Below are 19,607 nucleotides of genomic sequence, written 5' to 3'. Positions count from 1 at the left end.
ACGCTGGGAACGCGCGTTCGCGCGAGATTCTTCACTTCGTTCAGAATGACATTTGAGTACTCTTCTATTTTGCAACAGTTTTTTACAGCCCTTTTTCTGTTTTCTTATAGCTCGGTCTTTTGATAAACCTTTACTGCTAACGCATAGCAGATCAGATAAACGATCAGGCCAACGGCCGTCAGCGCGACCGCGTATGAGCACAGCGTGGCGCCGCTGAGCGATTCCAGCCAGCTCAAGTCAGGCATGGGCACGCCCACCTTCTTTACCAGAAACACAAAGAGGATGGGCACCCAGACGCAGGCGATCATCACATACCGCGCCTTTTCAATGCCCCACTTGACGGTAGCCACCAAAATAACGCCCATCAGGATCAGCGACATCGCCTCGCAGAGGATCAGGCCCGCAAGATTGCTGATCAAGTCCTCTTCCGGATGCAACACGTTATACACCGCCGCCAGCACCGTGCTGATTGCCAGCATAGCGAGACTGGAGGACAGACTCAGTACGAATTTACTGCCCACCACGTCGCGCCGCAGGATCGGCATGGACAGGCTCAGCCGATCCCAGCCGTAGGCCTTATCGACCGAGCAGAGCGTGATCGGCGTCATGATGCTGAGCATCACGATGATCATGGAAAAAAAGGATGGTCCGCTTATAAACAAACCGGTCAGCGCAAAAACCGCAAGGACGAACAGCAGTGACTTGAGCGACTGTTTAAAGCTCATCCAGTCGGCATACAGCATCGCTTTCATCAGAAAGTCTCCCCTCTTGTTAAAAACAGCATGATTTGTTCGATATTAACCGTTTCCACCGGCCAGTTCGCGGGCACCTGACCGCGCCGCACCAGCGCCTCGCAGCCGAATGCGCCCGCGCGCTTTGCACGCACCGCCTCCGGCGACAGCGCGGCCATTTGATCGGCGGTGCAGCGCAGCACGCCGTAGGTATCCAGCAGTTCGTCGCGCGGCTCAGACAGTGCGATCTGCCCATTGTGTATAAAGGTGATGAAATCGGCTATTTTGTCCAGATCGCTTGTGATGTGGCTGGACAGCAGAATCGCGTGCCGTTCATCTTGCATAAAATCGTAAAACACATCGAGCACCTCGTCGCGCACGATCGGATCAAGGCCGCTGGTCGGTTCGTCCATGATCAGCAATTCAGCGTCGTGCGACAGCGCGGACGCGATCGCCACCTTCATCCGCATTCCCTTGGAGTAATCCTTGATCGGCTTCTTTTCATCGATATGAAAGCGCTTCATAAAGCCGAAGAACTGATCCGAATGCCAGTTTTGGTAAGCCTTGCCCAGCAGCGTATCGACATGGCAGGCGTTGAGCGTGTTTAAGAAGCTGCCATCCTCCAAAACAACGCCGATGCGTTCCTTAAACGCCCGCTCGTCCTTTCGGTTGTCCAGCCCAAGCACGCGGATATCGCCGCTGTCCGGGCGAATCAGGTTTAGGATCGCCTTGATCGTGGTGGTCTTGCCCGCGCCGTTTTCCCCGATGAACCCCATCACGCTGCCGCGTGGCAGCGTAAAGCCGACGTCTTGCAGCGCGAACCCCGCGTACTGCTTGCACAGGCCCGTTATCTCCAATGCGTTTTCCATTATGTTTCCTCCTCGAACAGAGTCTTGGCAATATCCAAAAATTCATTTTCAGGCAGCTGCCCAATCCGTGCGGCCTGCACCGCGTTCGACAAATGTTCCTCCACCACGCGCAGCTGTTCTTCGCGCAGCCGTTCGGTACTGCACGAGGCGACAAAGCTGCCGCGCCCGGTCTGCGTTACGATAAATCCGTTTCGCTCCAGTTCCTCATAGGCCCGCTTGGTCGTGATCACACTGATACGCAGTTCCTTTGCCAGCAGGCGCATGGAAGGCAGCGCTTCTCCCGCACGCAGTTCGCCCGATACGATCTTGGTCTTGATCTGTCGGAAAATCTGTTCATAGATCGGTGCGCCGTCCATATTCGACAGGATGATCTCCATGGTGTTCTCCCTTCCATATCGTATATACTCATTATACACAATATATTCACCCTGTCAATAGCCTCAAGAAAGAAAACATAAAAAAACCGCCCAAGCAGGATTGCTCCCGCGAGGGCGATTTTTCACAAGGGCGCGTCAGGTATTGCCGACAGGTTCGATTCCATAAAGCGGGAACGTGATGGTGACCTTGAACAGGTCGCCGTCCACATCCACCTTGAGCGAACCGCCGCAGGCAGTCACATAGCTTTTGGCGATCGCCAGACCAAGACCGGAGCCCTCGGTCGTGCGGGCCGCGTCACCGCGCACGAAGCGCTCGGTGATCTCCTCGCTGTCAAACTCCATGGCGTAGTTGGCAATGTTTTTAATCTCGATCAGCGCGTCGCGCTCGCGCTGCGCCACGGTGATGAACACGCGCGTGCCGTGCATCGCATATTTCACGCAGTTGCCCAGCAGGTTTTCCAGCACGCGGGAAAGCTTTTTGCCGTCCGCCAGAACCGGCACCTCGCGCTCGGGCATGGTCACTTTCATGACAAGCGCGCCGTCCGCGATCGCGTGCTCCTGCTCGGCCAGCGCCTGCCGCACGAGCGTGCACACATCGAGCTTTTCCGAGGCGATGGTTTCCGCGCCGGACTGCACCTTGGAGATATCAAACAGATCGCTCGTCAAATTTTTCAGCCGGTTTGATTTCTGGTAAATGATCTTCGCGTAATCATTCGCTTCCTCCGGGCTGAGATGCTCCTTGCAAAGCAAGTCGGAATAGTTGATGATACTGGTCAGCGGCGTTTTCAAATCGTGCGATACATTGGTGATCAGCTCGGACTTCATGCGCTCGGCCTTAATCTCGTTTTGCAGCGCGGCCTGCAAGCCGTCGCCCACGGAGTTGATATCATCCGCCATGGCGGCAAACACACCCGCCGGCGCGTCGGTCACCTTATAGGACAGTTCGCCCGCACGCAGGCGCTTGAGACCCTCCACGATTTTATCGAACCCCGCGACGCGGTTCACAAGGAATACCGCCGCCACGCCAAACCAGACCACGCCGAGCACAAACGCCAGCGCGCCGTCGCCATAGTCCATCGAGAAGCCGAAGATCATGGCGAGTATGGCAAGCACGGCCGTATAGCCGAAGAAGATCAGCGCCACATTGCGCGTTTTATAGTTTTTGGAAAGACCGTTCCACAGCGTATCCTTGCCGTAGCCCAGCGCGTGCCAAGCCTTTTTGCACATACGGATAAACCAGAACCACAGCTTTTTAACGACTTTCCAGCACCACTTACAGGCGCGCAGGATGAACGAACGGGCAACGAAGCTGCGGTTTTTCAAATTGCGGACAAGGGATAGGATCAGCTCCATCACCATGGCAAACGAACACACGAGCAGCAGCGTGAGCAGTTGGAAAATGACCGCGACGCCCGAGCCGTTACCATAGCTCAGTTCTTCGATCGCGACAAAGGACAGCGCAATGCTAAGCCCCACGATACCCGCGATCAGCGCAAGGTTGAGTTCAACGAACAGACGGTCGATCAGCACCAAATGCACCTCCTCGTCCTCCGGCTTACGGCCGGTGACAAAGAGCAGGTAAAGGAAGGATACTATCGCGACCGCAAACAGCATCAGCACGCGCCGCAAGGCGCCTTCAAAGGTCTGTTTGCCCTCCTGCCAGCGCTGGTACAAGGGGGAAACTTGCTGCTCGGTCATGCGGAGCATGATGCAGTCGCCCGGTTGCAGAATATTCCTTGCGTTCTCCACGGTCTGGTTGTGCGCCGCATTATCAAAGGCATAATTATAGTCCGGGTTCCAGCGTTCCAGCACGCCGTTATACCAAAGCCGCACATTGGTGTACACTTCATCCGGGCGGATTACCACATAATAGGCGGAGTTTTCCACCTCTTCCTGCGTCAGATCGGCATTTTTAATCACAGTCCCGCCCAGCTTCGCGTAATAATCACCCGCAAAGTTATCTTTCAGCTGGCGCATATCCCGATCCGACTCTCCTCCGCCGCGTAGCATCCGGTCTAAAATGCCGGACGCACTGCTGAAAGGGTTGTTCAGGATATAGGATTCGTTAAAGTCCGCTTCAAAGGTATAGACGCCTACTTCGCCGTCCTGTCCGTTTCTTTGTTGATCCAGAAACCATTCCAGCGTTTTACCTCCGGTCATGGTGGCTAAACCGACGCACACCAGACAAAGAATAAAGGCGACCGCCTTGAGGATAGGCGACCTTGTTACTTTTTTCATCTCACTCGTTCCTCTCTATCTTGTAGCCGACGCCCCAGACGACCTTTAAGTAGCGGGGCTCCTTGGGGTTGATCTCGATCTTCTCACGAATATGGCGGATGTGCACCGCGATCGCGTTGTCGGAAACCGCTTCCTCGTTCCACACCTGCCGGTAAATCTCCTCGGTTGAGAACACGCGCCCGGGGTGGCGGCAGAGCAGCTCCAAAATTTTGTATTCCAGCGGCGTCAGCCGCACCTCTTCCCCATCCACCGAGGCCGTTTTACTTTCCGTATCCAGCACAAGGCCTCGAATGGCGATCTGTTTTTCCGTCACCTGCATTGCGCCAAGCTGGGTATAGCGGCGCAGCTGGCTCTTGACCCGCGCGACCAATTCGGACGGATTAAAGGGTTTTGTGATGTAATCGTCCGCTCCGGCGGTCAGCCCTAAGATCTTATCCGCGTCCTCCGATTTTGCGGAGATCAGAATGATCGGAATATTTTTGCTTTCCCGCACCTTGAGCAGCGTTTTGATGCCGTCCAGCTCCGGCATCATGATATCAAGCAGCAGCAAATGCACCGGTCTGGTCATGATGATGTCCAGCGCTTCCAGCCCGTTATATGCCTTTTCGATCTCGTAGCCGTCCGCCTGCAAAAAGATCGCAATGCTATCGACGATCTCGTGATCGTCGTCCACGATCAGGATCTTTAATTTCTCCATGCTTCCCCCTCCTTACAGGTACTATCATAACAAAGGTTTCTGTTGGTTTTATTCACGAATTTATTAAGAATTTCTTGAGATTGCACCAAGGCGGCAAAGCGCCCGTTTCGATTATAGCATACCCCGCGCCGCCTGTCACACCGCCGCGCCGGGCAGCAAAAAAGACGCTTGTCACAAAGCGTCTTTTGTTGTTATCCCTTTTCGCGCGCTTCTGTCTGGCTTTCCAGCATGCGGTTATAGAAAAACATCAGGACCGATACGCCGCAGATCACCACATAGCCGATCGCGCTCAGCAGGTCCGGTATCTGCCCGAACAGCATAAAGCCCAGCAGCGCCGCAAACAGCACCTGCGTATAATCAAACACCGATATTTCCTTGGCCGGGGCGTGCGCGTAGGCCAGCGTTACGCCGAACTGTCCCAATGTCGCGGCAAGGCCCGCGCCGAGCAGGCAGGCCGTTTGCCAAAGCGTCATCGGGTGATAGTCGAATATCAAAAACGGCAGCGTTGCCAGCGTAGAAAAGGCAGAAAAGAAAAACACGATCCGCGCGCTCTTTTCGCCCCGCCCCGACAGCGCGCGTACTGCCGTATAGGCCGCGCCCGCCGCCATACCGCCCGCCAGACCGACCAGCGCCGGGAATACCGCCGAGGAAAAACCGGGCTTAATGATCAGCAGCGCGCCCCCAAAAGCCGCGAGCACCGCGCCGTACTGCACCAAATTCGCGCGCTCCCGCAGCAGCGCCAGCGAAAACAGGATGGCGAAAAAGGGCGACATTTTATTTAGAATATTGGCATCCGCCAACAGCAGATGGTCCACCGCGTAGAAATTGCAGAAAATGCCGAGCGTACCGCACACGGCGCGCAAGGTCAGCAGCGGAAGATTGCCTTTTTCCCAGCGGAACCCCACGCCGTTGCGTTTCAGCACGAAGCCCGCGAATATCATCGCAACGCAGTTGCGGAAAAACGCCTTTTGCGTAAACGGCAGGTCGCCCGCCAGACGGACCAGCGCGTTCATCGCGGCAAACCCAAAAGCGGACAGCAGGATAAAACCAATAGCCTTGCTTTTCTTTGATAACATTCTGATCACCCGATTCCTTCCTTCATTCCTGTACGCTTATTATGTGATAAAAACGCAAAAGACCATCGGCGAAAAGCCGATGGTCTTTTTTTCTGGAGGTACCACCCAGAATCGAACTGGGGATCAGGGAGTTGCAGTCCCACGCCTTACCGCTTGGCTATGGTACCATACCATATTTAAGATATGCGGAAAATGAAACGGCATTCCTAAAAAGTGAAGAAAAAAATTGGAGCGGCTGACGAGGCTCGAACTCGCTACCTCCACCTTGGCAAGGTGGCGCTCTACCAGATGAGCTACAGCCGCATATATTTTATTGCCGTTTGTGCTGTCATGTCGGGTATGATCGTTTTCCGCGGGAAAACCGGTGCCTCCGGGCGAAATCGCTTTTGCTGGGGCAAAAGCATGGATTTTTCATATCGCACCATAGGGTGCGATATGAAAAATGGTGCCTCCGGGCGGAATCGAACCACCGACACGGGGATTTTCAGTCCCCTGCTCTACCGACTGAGCTACAGAGGCGTGTCATAAATCGCCTAACGGCGGGATGCGTGAAAAACTTCGCTTCGCTGGTTTTTCGATAAATCGCCTAACGGCGGGACGCTGGAAAGGGCGGGTGCGTTTTGGGCGACCCTGTGGTTGCTATTTTAGGGGCTAGTGGCGCCTAGCCGCGGGGTTATCACCTTTGCGTTGACACCCACGAGCTAAAAAACATGCCACCGGCATATTTTTTACGGCTACGCCGCCGCTCTTTCAAGTCCCATCCGGGTCGCCTACTTTCGTAAGCGACCTGATGAAACTGGAAGTGGCGACCCGGATGGGACTTGAACCCACGGCCTCTAGCGTGACAGGCTAGCGCTCTAACCAACTGAGCTACCGGGCCAATTTGCTGCCGCTTTATTACCAGCGGCAGTAATTATTATATCTAAAAACCATCATTCTGTCAACAGTTTTTTTCTTCTTTTTTCAGCTTTCTGCCTGCGTCAGCAAATCTTGCAATTCTTCCCGCGTAAAGGCATAGATTTTATCGCAAAATTGGCAGGTAACCTCACTTTTTTCCTGTTCGTCCGCCATTTTTTTCAGTTCGTCACGGCCCATGCTGATAAGCGCGCGTTCTACTTTATGCCTGCTGCACCCACAACGATAGCCGATTTCACTTGTCTGTAAAAACTCCACGTCAAAGCCGTCCAACACTTGCTCTATGATCTGCTCGAGCGTCTGTCCTTCTGCAAGCAGCGAGCTGACCGGGCGGATCTGCGCAAGGTTTTTTTCCAGCCGGTCGATGTCCTCGTTCCGCACACCGGGCATCAGCTGCACCAAATAACCGCCCGCCGCCTTGATCGACTGATCGGTATCCACCAAAACGCCCAGCGCGCAGGCGGAGGGGATCTGCTCGCTCTCCGCAAAGTAGCGCGTCAGGTCGGCGGCGATCTCGCCGTTTGTCAGCGCGACCGTGCCGGTCACAGGGTCCTTTAGCCCAATATCCTTAATGACCATCAGATAGCCGCGGCCCACGCCGCCGCCCACGTCCAGCTTGCCATCCTCCCGCAGGGGTAGGTCGCAGGCCGGATTTTGCAGATAGCCGCGCACAAACCCGTCCGAATCGCCCACGCAGACGATCGCGCCCAGCGGGCCGTTGCCTCTGATCTGCACGGTCACCGAGCCGTCCTCCACCTTGAGCTGGCTGCCCAGCATAGCGGAAGCGGTCAGCGTGCGGCCAAGCGCCGCAGAGCCCAGCGGCAGGGTCCCATGTATTTCGCGCGCGCGCTCCACCAGCCCGGTCGTGCGGGCGGCAACGATCTGAATGCCCGCGTTGCGGGTCAAAGCGCGCAATAAAGTATCGCTCATAGTTCGTTAATCTCTCTTTCTTGCGGTAAAAAATACGCGGTCCTCCCCGCCCCGAACGGGCGAAAAGGCAAAATCGCCGTATGTATGGATATCGGCAAAGCCCGCTTCGGCCAGCATTTGCCGCAGCGTTTCCAGCGGATAAACGCGTTCCTCGTGCGTTTCCTGCGCGCGGCGCCACAGGCCGTTCTCGCGCGAGAAAATATCAAACTGATAGGCGCACAGCTCGTCCTCCACGGCAGCCTGCCACACGCAGAACACGTCCGCTTCCTCGCGGACATAGCTCTGTCCATCGATCCGGGCGAATTTCTCCGGAGTGTTCACATCGAACACGAAAAGCCCGGTCTTTGGTTCTAAAAACAGGTGTACGCGGCGAAACGCTTCGCGCAAGGCCGCGGGCTCGGTCACATAATTGACCGAATCCAAGCAGCACAGACACGCGTCAACCGTGCCGTATAGGTCAAGCTCCTCCATGCGCTGGTTCAAAAACAACGGCCGTGGCGATAGCTCCATCGTGCTTTCCATGGCTTGCATCAGCATTTCCGGAGAAGCGTCCGCGCCGATCATTTCATAGCCGCGCTCGGTCATCAATCTGGTCAGCCGCCCGGTGCCGCACGCCAGATCAAGGATCAGCTTTGGCGAAAGCGCCTCGCGCCGGAACAGCGCCTGAAAAAAGTCCGCCCATTCCGCATAGCCCACGTCCTCCGTAAACCGGTCGTAGTATGCGGAAAGCGCCTGATAGCTATTCATCTTCCTTCAGCCGGTCTAGCAGCGTACGGTAGCCGTCCGAGCCGTAAACAAGGCACTTGTTAACGCGGCTGATCGTCGCGGTGGAAGCGCCGGTCTCCTGCACGATGTCGGAATAAATACGGCCTTCGTCCAGCATGCGGGCCACCTGAAAGCGCTGTACCATCGCGCGCAGCTCAGCGATCGTACACAGGTCCTCAAAAAAATCATAGCACTCTTCCACGGATTGCAGCTTCAAAATGCCCTGAAAGAGGATGTCCATATCCTCATCCTTCAGTTTTTTGTTCAAGATACTCCCTCCCTATTCAAAATTCTTCTTATGATACAAACATTATATCACACCGCTTTCATAATGTAAAGTGTAACAAGTTCAAACTCCCAAGGGTGGTTTTTCCCTATCCATATATAGTATTTTCACTAATCTGCTTTCTGCAATTTGTTAATAAAGCGAGTTGTTTTTGCTCATCTTCACCATCATCCAGTTTGGTGTGATTATAATATTCGCATCAACACTAAGGGTAACGGAGGTATTTTTAAATGAAAGCTCATAACAGTCCGGCGGCGGCAGAAGGTGCCAACGCGCAGATTCCGCAAATATGTTTTCATAGATATATGGGACAACGCCTTAAAGCCGCGCGCAAAGATAAGGAATTGACCGGCGAACGGCTGGCTGAACGATGCCACATCAATGCGACTTATCTGCGGCAGATCGAAGCCGGGCGCAAAATGCCCAGCCTACCGGTTTTTATCACGTTATGTAACGAACTTTCGGTATCTCCCACTTACGTGTTGCAAGATTCGCTGGCTGTTCATGAGCTAAGCGATTTCTCCATACTCTCCGATCTTTGGCTGGCCGCTTCCCCTCATCAAATCGAATTGATTACCGCCATGATCCGCGGCGCATTGGCGTTTATGTGATATACTTTCCTTGACACGGGCGACCGCCGCGTGTAATAAGCAACGAATCACCAGCGTAATCAACTAAACATTGCTTTCGCATATGTTTTGTTGTATTTCAAAGATTCCGTGCTCGTTTGCACTATATTTAAGTAAACAAGAGGTGATAAAATGGCTATAGGCGAATTATTGCAAGAGCTTAGAAAAGATATTGGGTTAACACAAAAAGAAGTTGCCGATAAAATGAATTTAACCAGTGCTGCTATAGGAGCTTATGAAACGAATATTAACGAGCCCTCTATTGCCAGCATAAAATTCTTTGCTCAGCTTTATAACGTTAGCACCGATTACCTGCTTGAAATGACTGCCATTCAGACGCCGTGGAGCAAAGTAGTTTCCAAAACAGACGATGCCGCAATGGATGCGGCTTATGAATCCTTGTTAAACGATTTGCTTCAACTATCAGCAGAAGATAGGGAATTTATAGCGAAGATCATTCATGCCTTAGCTCACATGAAAGAATAATATAAGAAAAGTGCCCGTTGCAGTTCTCGTATGCAACGGGCAATTTTGTGAACGAAATGAGTTCGGCGGCGTGCGGTCACGCCGCCCTACATGGAGGTCGGCTGTTTTCTTTATACGTAGGGCGGGGTGACCTCACCCCGCCGCGCATTCAAACGCGAATGCAAAAAGCGCGCCGGAAAATCCGGCGCGCTTTCTTTCATATCTACTTTTAGGCCTTGCCGTTGCAGCCAAGCACGTTGACGAGCTTGTGCGCAACCATGTCCTTGACGGCCTGACGGGCAGGCTTCAGGTACTGGCGGGGATCGAAATCCGCCGGATGCAGCGCCATGTGCTCGCGGATCGCGGCGGTCATGGCCAGACGGATGTCGGAGTCGATGTTGATCTTGCAGACCGCGCCCTTGGCAGCCTCGCGGAGCATTTCCTCCGGGATACCGATAGCGTCCGGCATAGCGCCGCCGTACTGGTTGACCTTAGCAACCATGTCCTGCGGAACAGAGGAGGAACCGTGCAGCACGATCGGGAACTCCGGCAGACGGCGGGAAACTTCCGCCAGAATGTCGAAGCGGAGCTGCGGGTTCTGGCCGGGCTTAAACTTGTAAGCGCCGTGCGAGGTGCCGATCGCGATTGCCAGAGAGTCAACGCCGGTCTTGGTAACGAAATCCTCAACCTGCGCCGGATCAGTGTACTGGTGATCCTCAGCGACAACGTCGTCCTCAACGCCGGCGAGCTGGCCGAGCTCGGCCTCTACGACAACGCCGTGCGCGTGCGCGTATTCAACAACCTGCTTGGCAACCTTAACGTTCTCATCGTACGGCATGGCGGAACCGTCGAACATAACGGAGGTAAAGCCGCCGTCGATGCAGGACTTGCAAATTTCAAAATCAGAGCCGTGGTCCAGATGCAGCGCGATCGGAATATCCGGGCACTCCTTGACAGCGGCCTCTACCATCTTAACGAGGTAGGTGTGGTTTGCATATGCACGGGCGCCCTTGGATACCTGAAGGATAACGGGAGCCTTCTGCTCCTGACAAGCTTCGGTAATGCCCTGCACGATCTCCATGTTGTTCACATTGAAAGCGCCGACAGCGTAGCCGCCGTGATAAGCTTTCTTGAACATCTCTGCAGAAGTAACTAATGACATGGATAAACTTCCTTTCTATAAATGAAATTAATAAAGAATTCCACCACTATTCTACCAGTATGTCGGCCTAAAATCAAGTCCATAATCCAAATGCCCCCCATTTTTTGCTTTTCTCGGCTATTCGCCGCCCCCTGCCCAAAAAACCCAAAATTCCATTGATTTTATTCCGTTTTTATGGTAACCTTTAAAGTGAAAGAAAATGCAGTGGCAAGGTAACAAACCAATGTGTTTTAATTTGTTAGGAGGTTTTCAAAATCATGAGTGAACTGAAAGGCGCATGCGTCATCGGCCAGTCCGGCGGCCCGACCTCGGTGATCAACTCTTCCGTTCTCGGCGCACTGGAGACTGCGCTGGACAATCCGTCCATCACCCGCGTGTTCGGTATGGCCCACGGCATCAAGGGCCTGTTGAATGACGAACTGTACGACATCGACAAGGAAGATCGCGACGAACTCGCGCTGCTGCGTTATACCCCGTCCTCGGCCCTCGGCTCCTGCCGCTATAAGCTGGCCGATCCCGATATCGACGATACCGATTACAAGCGCATCCTCGAAATCTTCAAAAAGTATGATATCCGCTATTTCTTCTACAACGGCGGCAACGATTCGATGGATACCTGCAACAAGGTTTCCAAGTATATGATGAAGTCCGGCTACGAGTGCCGCGTCATGGGTATCCCGAAGACGATCGACAACGACCTGTTCGGCACCGACCACTGCCCCGGCTTCTCCTCCGCCGCCAAGTATATCGCTACCTCCTGCATGGAGATCTATCAGGACGCGCGCGTATACGACATCGGCATGGTTTGCGTTGTTGAGATCATGGGCCGTCACGCCGGCTGGCTGACCGCCGCCGCCGGTCTTGCGACCGCGCAGGGCGCAGGTCCCGACCTGATCTACCTCCCCGAGACCGACTTCGACATGAAGAAGTTCCTCGCGGACGTAAAGCGCATTTACGACGAAAAGGGCAACTGCCTTGTCGCCGTTTCCGAAGGCATTCACTATGCCGACGGCACCTTCGTTTCCGAAGCGAAAACCTCCGCTACCGACGGCTTCGGCCACGCGCAGCTGGGCGGTCTGGCCGCCATGCTGGCTGACACTGTTAAGAACGAACTCGGCTGCAAGGTTCGCGGCATCGAGCTTTCTCTGCTGCAGCGCTGCGCCGCGCACTGCGCTTCCAAGACCGACGTGGACGAGTCCTATATGGCCGGTAAGGCTGCTGTCGAGAACGCCGTTGCAGGCAAGACCGACTTTATGCCCGGCTTCAAGTGCACCCGTGACGCGAACGGCTACAAGTGCGAGATCGAGCTTCTGCCCCTCTCCGAGGTTGCAAACACCGAAAAGAAGGTTCCGCGCGAGTGGATCAACGAGGAAGGCAACGGCGTGACCGAGAAGTTTATCGAATACGCACTGCCGCTGGTAAACGGCGAAAACGTAGGCCCCAAGGTAAACGGCCTGCCGCGCTTCGCCCAGCTCAAGAAGATCATTGCCAAGCCGTAAGGTTTTCTAGCAAGTCCCTTTACGCCCCCACGAAATTCGTGGGGGCGTTTTTTTTGAAAAAAATTCTTTTTTATGCGGCAAAAACGGGCGCTGCACCGTCAATTCATTAGGAAGGGATGTGAAGGACTAATGGCAGAGGACCGATCGCAGCGGCCGGATCCCGAAATGATCCCCCAGCTGCTTGATACGTACGGCGATCGGCTGCTGCGCCTGTGCACGCTCTATCTGCGGGATATCCATCTCGCGGAGGACGCGTTGCAGGATACCATGCTGCGCGCTTGGCGCGCGCGCGATACCTTCCGCGGCGACAGTGGCGCCGCGACCTGGATCACCCATATCGCGGTCAACGTATGCAGGGATTATCTGCGCTCGCCTTGGAAGCGCAGGCGCGCCCCGGCCGAGGAGCTGGATACGTTATTCGCCCCGGCGGACGATCCACAAGTAGACGATACCCTGCCGCATGCCGTCATGAGTCTTTCCCGTCCCCTCCGCGAAGTCGTCATCCTGTACTACTATCAAGAGCTGAAGGCGAGGGAGATCGCCGATATGCTTCACCTGCCCATTTCCACTGTTACCGCGCGTCTCTCCCGCGCGCGGGAGCAGCTGCGGCACACACTGAAAGGGTGGTACTACGATGAAGAATAACCACCGGAACATGAGGAGTGATCTTGACATGACCATGGCTAATATAACGCTAACCTCCGCCAAACGCGATGCGATCTTACGCGGTCTGGAAGCCAAACGACGCCCCATCCATTGGACTGCCGGTAAGATCCTGCTGGCGGCGGTTCTGGCCGCCGTGCTGACGGTCTCGGCCTTTGCCGCCGTCAGCCCCATGATACGAGAAGCGCTCGCCAATGCACTTGGCAGCTTCCTCGCGCAAAGCCAGCCGATCACCGGCGTCGCCGTTGAGCAGGACGGGATTGAGATCCGTGTGGTCTCCGCACTGTCAGACAGCTCTATGACTCGCATTTTCTGCGAGGTGCAGGACAAAACCGGCGACCGGCTCGGCTCTGAAATGAGGATTAGCGGATGGATCGACGGCCTGCCTTGGGCCGAGGATTCTTCCAGCGGCGGGACGCAGTTGATCGCATATGACGCGGAAACACGTACCGCGCTGGTCGAACTGCTACAGTCCGGCGCTGTATTAGAGGGCGATACGCCCGCGACCATACACTTCCAAAAATTTCAGGCAGAGGAATCTATAAAGGACGGCGCCGTATCTGTGCCTACGGATATTCTGACCACAGCTACACTGGAAACGATGCAAACAGAAAAAGGCGAAACCGTTCTCGTACCGGAGCAAACCCCTAGCGCGCTGGATGGCGCGGCGTATATCCGTCTATCTTCTTTCGGCTTTGGGAGCGATGGACGCCTGCATATTCAATACGCTTATTTGGGATGTGCCAATCGTGAAAACAATCGTGTGCTCACCACCGCGCGCAGCCGTTCCGGAAAAGACGATATCATCTATAATCAAAACCTTACCGGCGCCACGTTCCAGCAAAATGGCATTTGGTACGCGGACGCTTCCTACAGCGTCACACCGGACGATCTTGAAGACCTTGCGTTCGACGACCTGTACGGACGTATGTATGTAAAACCGCCGGTTGAGGGGGATTGGTCGCTTGACATCACAATCGAGCCCGCACCCTCGATCACACTTCAGGCAAACACGCAGGTGGGCGGTGCGCGCGTAAAGCAGGTCAAGGTATCTGCCATTTCCGTGCTCGTCATTTCGGACAGCAAGCGCACCAGACTGGGCTATCGTCCTACCTATGCCACCCTGCGCGATGGTACTAAGTTGATCCTGACCAATAATTGTGTGCAGTCCATGGGGACTGGGGCGGTATCCTACGACCAATGGACCTTCGACCAGCCGATCGACCCCGCCGATATCGTATCCATGAACTTTGACGGCGTGACCGTCCCGTTGCAATAGTTTTCCATTCCGCTTGTTTTAGCGTCCATACCGTGTTATAATGAACCAAATTAGAAAAGTTTGAGCCTGTTTTGCGGGCTCAAATTTTTTTTGCAGCATTTTGCCGTTTCATTGCGTCAAACCATAGAGAGGAAGTGATTTCGCCGTGGAGCAGACCGAGCATGTACCCGTTTCGTATTTGGAAAACGAAGCAGGCCTTGTGCGCCTTATGGATGATTGGGGCGACCGCCTGCTGCGCTTATGCGCGCTGTATCTGCGGGACGCGCACTTAGCGGAGGACGCTGTTCAGGAGACCCTTCTGCGCGCGTGGCAAGCCGCCGGACGCTTTCGCGGCGAAAGCAGCGAAACGACATGGATCACGCGGATTGCGGTGAACGTGTGCAAAAGCTATCTGCGTTCGCCTTGGAAACGCCGGCGCGCCCCGGCGGAGGAGCTCGACGCGCTGCTCGCGCCGCCAGACCGTCCGCAGGTAGACGATACGCTGCCCCGCGCCATTATGGCTCTTTCACGGCCCTACCGTGAGGTCATCCTCTTGTATTACTATCAGGAGCTGAAAGTGCGCGAGATCGCCGAGGCGCTGAACATATCCGTGCCCACCGTCACCGCCCGACTGTCCCGCGCGCGTGCAAAGCTGCGCGAGAGCTTGAAAGGATGGTATTACGATGCATGAACGTAATATGAGGAAGGAGCTTGACATGACGCTCGAAAACTTAACGCTTTCACCCGCGCGCCGCGCCGATATCCTGCGACAGGGCGTAAAGAGACGCCGCCCGTCCATGCGCTGGACTGCTGGCAAGATCGTACTGGCCGCGGCTTTGACGATCGTTTTAACGGTTTCGGCCTTTGCCGCCGTCAGCCCCGCACTGAGAGAGGCGCTTGCCAAAGCGCTTGGCAGCTTCACCGAGCAAAGCCAGCCGATCAGCGGCGTTGCCGTTGAGGACGACGGTATCGAGGTGCGCCCCGTTTCCGCCCTGTCGGACAGTGGCATGATCAAGGTTTACTGCGAAGTGCAGGATAAGACCGGCGACCGGTTGAGCGGCGATATGACCGTAGGAGGCAGCATTGAGGATCTCCCAAACGTAGGCGCAAAAGTTATCGGCAATCAAATAATTTCTTATGACGAGCAAACTCATACCGCATTAATTGAGCTGTCCGAAACAGGCAATGAATTGGCGGAGGACACCCCTGCAACGATCCGCTTGCACAGCTTTCATCCACGCGAATATATTGAGCAAACGGATCTAGCTTTTCCACACGAGCTGCTACAAAAAACCAGCCTGCAAACGATGGTCGGCCGTCCTGAAATCTCGGGTCTGTTCGATATCGATCCCGATTTTGTGTTGGTTCCTGAACAAACGCCGCTTGCGCTCGATACCGAATACGCGCGGTTATCCTCGGTCGGTTTTGGTACAGATGGTAAATTGCATATTCAAACGGCCTTTATCGGTGATGCGAACCATGAAGGCAGCCATCTGACTTCCTTTATGCAGGCTCCCTTCCGTGAGGAACGGTTAGCCAATAGTCAAACAATTTGTTTCTTTTATAACGGTACGTGGTATTGCGACAATATGTTTGAGATATCGCCCGATGAACTTCCCTACGCGACCTTCGACGGCCTAAAAGGAAAATACAGCCTTTGCGATCCGGTAAGGGGAGACTGGTCGGCCGACATTACCATTCAGCCGGTTGAATCCATTTCCTATTCCACAGCCGTTCAGGTAGGCGGCGCACTTGTTCAAGAAATCAAGGTGTCCCAGTTGTCTGTTCGCGCTATTTCCGAGAGCAAGGCCACGGTGCTTGGCGGTCGTCCCACCTACGCTATGCTCCGAGACGGCACCAAGCTAATCCTGAGCAACAACTCCATCGGTGGTCTGCATACCGAGGATAAGGCCTACGACCAATGGACCTTCGATCAGCCGATCGACCCAGCCGAAATCGTATCCATGAACTTTGACGGCGTGACCGTGCCGCTGCAATAGCAGCAGTTCCCCTTTCTCAGCCTGACGGCAACGAGAAAGGGGATTTTTCTTTATCCATCTTGCCAGAACATTTGTTCGGTGTTATAATACAGATAAAACAGAAATGGTGGTGAAAGGATGGAACAGCAGACCCTGTTCGGCGGCGATGCGACAAGGCCCTTGGCCGACCGGCTGCGCCCGCAAACGCTGGACGATTTTTTTGGCCAAACGCATTTGCTTGGCGAAGGCAAGGTTCTGCGACGGCTGATCGAAAACGATCAGGTATCCTCCATGATCTTCTGGGGCCCGCCCGGCGTTGGTAAAACGACGCTCGCCCGCATTATCGCAAACCGCACCAAGTCCTCTTTTATCGATTTTTCCGCCGTCACCAGCGGCATCAAGGAGATACGCGAGGTCATGAAGAGCGCGGAGGACAACCGCCGTTTTGGCGAGCGGACCATTGTATTTGTCGACGAGATACACCGTTTCAATAAAGCCCAGCAGGACGCCTTCCTCCCCTTTGTGGAAAAGGGCAGCATCATCCTGATCGGCGCGACGACTGAAAACCCTTCGTTCGAGGTAAACGGCGCGCTATTATCCCGCTGTAAGGTGTTTGTGCTGCAATCGCTCTCCGCGGACGAGCTGACCGGTCTGCTTCGTCGCGCGCTGACGAGCAAGCGCGGCTTTGGCGGCCAGCAGATCCACATGGAGGACGACATGCTCGGTATGATCGCCGCCTTCGCGAACGGTGACGCGCGCACCGCGCTCTCCACCCTTGAAATGGTCGTTTTAAACGGCGATACGGAGGGCGGCGTGGTCACTGTGCGCCCAGAAACGCTGGAACAGTGCATTTCCAAAAAATCGCTTTTATATGATAAAAACGGTGAGGAGCACTATAACATCATCTCCGCGCTGCATAAGTCCATGCGCAACTCCGATCCGGACGCCGCCGTTTACTGGCTTGCCCGCATGCTGGAAGCCGGAGAAGACCCGCTGTACGTCGCCCGCCGCGTTGTCCGCTTTGCAAGCGAGGATGTCGGCATGGCCGATTCGCGCGGGTTGGAAGTCGCCGTTGCCGCCTATCAGGCGTGCCACTTCATCGGCATGCCGGAATGCACCGTGCATTTAGCGCACGCGGTCACGTATTTATCGCTCGCGCCTAAGTCGAACGCCCTCTATATGGCTTACGAAAGCGCGAAGAAAGATGCGCTGCAACAGCTTGCCGAGCCGGTCCCCCTTGTCATCCGCAACGCGCCCACGAGGCTGATGAAGGAACTGCACTACGGCGCGGGCTACCAATACGCGCACGATACCGAGGAAAAGCTGACCAACATGCAGTGCCTGCCCGATTCGCTGGAGGGCCGCACCTACTACCGCCCCACCGATCAGGGCTCCGAAGCCAAGTACAAACAGCGTTTGGAACAGATTAAAGCATGGAAAAAAGCGCACCGCGATAAATAGCATATTTATCAAAAACCGGCCGTTATTTTTGGATAATCGGCCGGTTTTTCCTGCGTGTTTGTTGTTTTTTTCACGATTTATTTGCTTTTAACCACAGAACAGTATATCATGATAGTAATATTTTAATATTCAATAGGAGGTGAGCGGCATGTTATCTGCACTTTATGAACCTTTGACAGAAAATACTTCTGTCCTGATCGCACTCAGCCTGATCCTTTTTTCAGGCTTTCTTCTCACACGCCTGACCAAGCGGCTGCATCTGCCCAATGTAAGCGGCTTTATTCTGGCCGGTATGATCATCGGCCCACATGCGCTCGGCCTCGTGCCCCATCAAATCGTCGACCGTATGGGCTTTGTCAGCGATATTGCTTTGGCCTTTATCGCATTTGGCGTGGGCAAGTTTTTCCGTAAGAAAACGCTGAAAAAGACCGGCTGGGGCGTTATCGTCATTACTGTGATGGAATCGTTGCTGGCAGGCGTGCTCATTTCGTTGGCAATGTACTTCATTTTCGGCCTGCCCAGCGCTTTTTCCCTGCTGCTCGGCGCGATCGCGACCGCCACCGCGCCCGCCAGCACGATGATGACCATCAACCAATACCACGCGAAGGGCGAATTTGTCGATACGTTGCTGCAAGTGGCCGCGCTGGACGATGTTGTTTGCCTACTGGCCTTTAGCGTTGCTTCCGCGCTTGTCAACAGCCACGATACCGGCGTAACGGCGGTACTCGATATTGTTTTACCCATTGTTTACAACCTGCTCGCCATCTGCCTCGGTTTTGTTTGCGGCTGGCTGCTCGCGCGGCTGCTTCGCCCGACGACCCGCTCGCGCGACAACCGGCTCATTTTGGTGGTGGCCATGCTGCTCGGTCTTTCCGGCCTGTGCGCGCTGGTCGATATCTCTCCCCTGCTCTCCTGCATGGTGTTTGGCGCATCCTACATCAACCTGACGCGCGACAAGGCGCTGTTCCACCAACTAAACGGCTTCACGCCGCCCGTGATGAGTATTTTCTTCATCGTGTCCGGTATGAATCTGGACATTCGCCTGCTTGGCACGGTGGGCATCATCGGCGTTTCCTATTTCTTCATCCGTATTCTGGGCAAATACGGCGGCGCTTATCTGGGCGCGCGAGCAACGCACGCCCCGCCGGAGATCCGCAAATACCTCGGCCTTGCCCTGATCCCGCAGGCGGGTGTTGCGATCGGCCTTGCGTTCCTTGGCCAGCGGCTGCTGCCGCCCGCCGTCGGCAACATGCTGCTGACGATCATTCTAGCCTCGTCCGTGCTATACGAACTGATCGGCCCGGCCTGCGCCAAGCTGGCGCTCACCCTCTCCGGCGCGATCCCCAAGGAGCATCTGAAAAACCCGCCCCCCCATTCGCCGGACGAAACAGACGACGAAGAAACTCCCTAAAATACCCAAAGTGCCTTGCGGAATACTGCAAGAGACGCCTTAGCCTGTTAAAACAGTCCTCACGCCGCAGCGTGCATAAAATAGGCTTTTGCCACTTGCGGCAAAGCCATAAAAACTCGCGACATGTGCGTGAGTTTTTATACAAACCGACTTCCAGTGTGCCTGTAAGGCGCGCGCAGAAGCCGGAATACTCGAT

General features: G+C 54.9%; 19 protein-coding genes and 4 tRNA genes. 9 read left to right on the top strand and 14 right to left on the bottom strand.

All coding sequences use genetic code 11. The features are described from left to right. Positions 1–104: 104 nt before the first annotated feature. The 13 genes from NE562_RS14015 to NE562_RS13955 form a co-directional block, all read right to left on the bottom strand. On the bottom strand, positions 105–752 hold the full coding sequence (locus tag NE562_RS14015) for an ABC-2 transporter permease (RefSeq protein ID WP_280963056.1): 648 nt from the start codon (positions 750–752) through the stop codon (positions 105–107). Beyond that, positions 752–1,600 (bottom strand): ABC transporter ATP-binding protein, encoded by an 849-nt coding sequence (locus NE562_RS14010; protein WP_280963055.1) that lies wholly within the window; start codon positions 1,598–1,600, stop codon positions 752–754. Before NE562_RS14010 ends, NE562_RS14015 begins: the two co-directional genes overlap by 1 nt. Continuing rightward, the gene (locus tag NE562_RS14005; RefSeq protein WP_280963054.1) at positions 1,600–1,977 is read right to left on the bottom strand and encodes a GntR family transcriptional regulator; all 378 of its coding nucleotides are present in this window, start codon (positions 1,975–1,977) and stop codon (positions 1,600–1,602) included. Before NE562_RS14005 ends, NE562_RS14010 begins: the two co-directional genes overlap by 1 nt. A gap of 135 nt (positions 1,978–2,112) precedes the next feature. Next, positions 2,113–4,215, bottom strand: coding sequence for a sensor histidine kinase (locus NE562_RS14000; RefSeq protein ID WP_280963053.1), 2,103 nt, complete (start codon positions 4,213–4,215; stop codon positions 2,113–2,115). A gap of 1 nt (position 4,216) precedes the next feature. Continuing rightward, the gene (locus NE562_RS13995) at positions 4,217–4,912 is read right to left on the bottom strand and encodes a response regulator transcription factor (protein WP_280963052.1); all 696 of its coding nucleotides are present in this window, start codon (positions 4,910–4,912) and stop codon (positions 4,217–4,219) included. 191 nt (positions 4,913–5,103) lie between these two features. After that, positions 5,104–5,988 carry a DMT family transporter gene (locus NE562_RS13990; RefSeq protein WP_280963058.1) on the bottom strand — a complete coding sequence of 295 codons (885 nt, stop codon included), beginning with the start codon at positions 5,986–5,988 and terminating at the stop codon, positions 5,104–5,106. Positions 5,989–6,081: 93 nt separating this feature from the next. Continuing rightward, positions 6,082–6,155, bottom strand: a tRNA-Cys gene (locus NE562_RS13985). A gap of 60 nt (positions 6,156–6,215) precedes the next feature. Beyond that, positions 6,216–6,291 (bottom strand) — tRNA-Gly (locus NE562_RS13980). A 140-nt stretch (positions 6,292–6,431) separates the two neighbouring features. Next, positions 6,432–6,507: transfer RNA gene (locus tag NE562_RS13975), tRNA-Phe, on the bottom strand. A 284-nt stretch (positions 6,508–6,791) separates the two neighbouring features. Next, positions 6,792–6,868, bottom strand: a tRNA-Asp gene (locus NE562_RS13970). Positions 6,869–6,951: 83 nt separating this feature from the next. Next, complete coding sequence (hslO, locus tag NE562_RS13965; RefSeq protein ID WP_280963051.1) at positions 6,952–7,833, bottom strand: Hsp33 family molecular chaperone HslO; 882 nt, start codon at positions 7,831–7,833, stop codon at positions 6,952–6,954. Positions 7,834–7,839: 6 nt separating this feature from the next. Further along, positions 7,840–8,580 (bottom strand): class I SAM-dependent DNA methyltransferase, encoded by a 741-nt coding sequence (locus NE562_RS13960; RefSeq protein ID WP_280963050.1) that lies wholly within the window; start codon positions 8,578–8,580, stop codon positions 7,840–7,842. Next, complete coding sequence (locus NE562_RS13955; protein ID WP_280963049.1) at positions 8,573–8,866, bottom strand: YerC/YecD family TrpR-related protein; 294 nt, start codon at positions 8,864–8,866, stop codon at positions 8,573–8,575. The genes NE562_RS13960 and NE562_RS13955 overlap by 8 nt, the downstream gene beginning before the upstream one ends. A gap of 248 nt (positions 8,867–9,114) precedes the next feature. Between NE562_RS13955 and NE562_RS13950 the strand changes: the two genes are divergently transcribed. Together NE562_RS13950 and NE562_RS13945 are read left to right on the top strand one after the other, a co-directional pair. Continuing rightward, on the top strand, positions 9,115–9,495 hold the full coding sequence (locus tag NE562_RS13950) for a helix-turn-helix domain-containing protein (protein ID WP_280963048.1): 381 nt from the start codon (positions 9,115–9,117) through the stop codon (positions 9,493–9,495). Positions 9,496–9,645: 150 nt separating this feature from the next. Continuing rightward, complete coding sequence (locus NE562_RS13945) at positions 9,646–9,999, top strand: helix-turn-helix domain-containing protein (protein ID WP_280963047.1); 354 nt, start codon at positions 9,646–9,648, stop codon at positions 9,997–9,999. A gap of 208 nt (positions 10,000–10,207) precedes the next feature. Here NE562_RS13945 and fba read toward each other — a convergent pair whose 3' ends face one another. Continuing rightward, positions 10,208–11,140, bottom strand: coding sequence for a class II fructose-1,6-bisphosphate aldolase (gene fba, locus NE562_RS13940; protein ID WP_280963046.1), 933 nt, complete (start codon positions 11,138–11,140; stop codon positions 10,208–10,210). A 257-nt stretch (positions 11,141–11,397) separates the two neighbouring features. On the opposite strand from fba, the gene NE562_RS13935 reads away from it, so the two are divergent. The 7 genes from NE562_RS13935 to NE562_RS13905 all read left to right on the top strand — a co-directional run bounded on the left by NE562_RS13935 (position 11,398) and on the right by NE562_RS13905 (position 19,411). Then, a complete protein-coding gene (locus NE562_RS13935; RefSeq protein WP_280963045.1) occupies positions 11,398–12,639 on the top strand; it encodes a 6-phosphofructokinase in 1,242 nt (413 codons plus the stop codon). Between the two features lie 129 nt (positions 12,640–12,768). After that, positions 12,769–13,284 (top strand): RNA polymerase sigma factor, encoded by a 516-nt coding sequence (locus tag NE562_RS13930; protein WP_280963044.1) that lies wholly within the window; start codon positions 12,769–12,771, stop codon positions 13,282–13,284. 28 nt (positions 13,285–13,312) lie between these two features. Next, positions 13,313–14,581, top strand: coding sequence for a hypothetical protein (locus NE562_RS13925; RefSeq protein ID WP_280963043.1), 1,269 nt, complete (start codon positions 13,313–13,315; stop codon positions 14,579–14,581). A gap of 145 nt (positions 14,582–14,726) precedes the next feature. Beyond that, entirely contained in the window at positions 14,727–15,251 is a 525-nt protein-coding gene (locus NE562_RS13920; RefSeq protein WP_330646017.1) for an RNA polymerase sigma factor, read from the top strand. Further along, complete coding sequence (locus tag NE562_RS13915) at positions 15,244–16,560, top strand: hypothetical protein (RefSeq protein ID WP_280963042.1); 1,317 nt, start codon at positions 15,244–15,246, stop codon at positions 16,558–16,560. Before NE562_RS13920 ends, NE562_RS13915 begins: the two co-directional genes overlap by 8 nt. Positions 16,561–16,677: 117 nt before the next feature. Next, complete coding sequence (locus NE562_RS13910) at positions 16,678–18,000, top strand: replication-associated recombination protein A (protein WP_280963041.1); 1,323 nt, start codon at positions 16,678–16,680, stop codon at positions 17,998–18,000. Positions 18,001–18,148: 148 nt separating this feature from the next. After that, positions 18,149–19,411 carry a cation:proton antiporter gene (locus tag NE562_RS13905; RefSeq protein ID WP_280963040.1) on the top strand — a complete coding sequence of 421 codons (1,263 nt, stop codon included), beginning with the start codon at positions 18,149–18,151 and terminating at the stop codon, positions 19,409–19,411. Positions 19,412–19,607 lie beyond the last annotated feature (196 nt).

The organism is Butyricicoccus faecihominis, assembly GCF_024462775.1.
GTDB classification, from domain to species: Bacteria; Bacillota; Clostridia; order Oscillospirales; family Butyricicoccaceae; genus Agathobaculum; species Agathobaculum faecihominis_A.
Note: the sequence above shows the minus strand (reverse complement) of the source record. Positions and strands in the feature narration are given on the sequence as shown.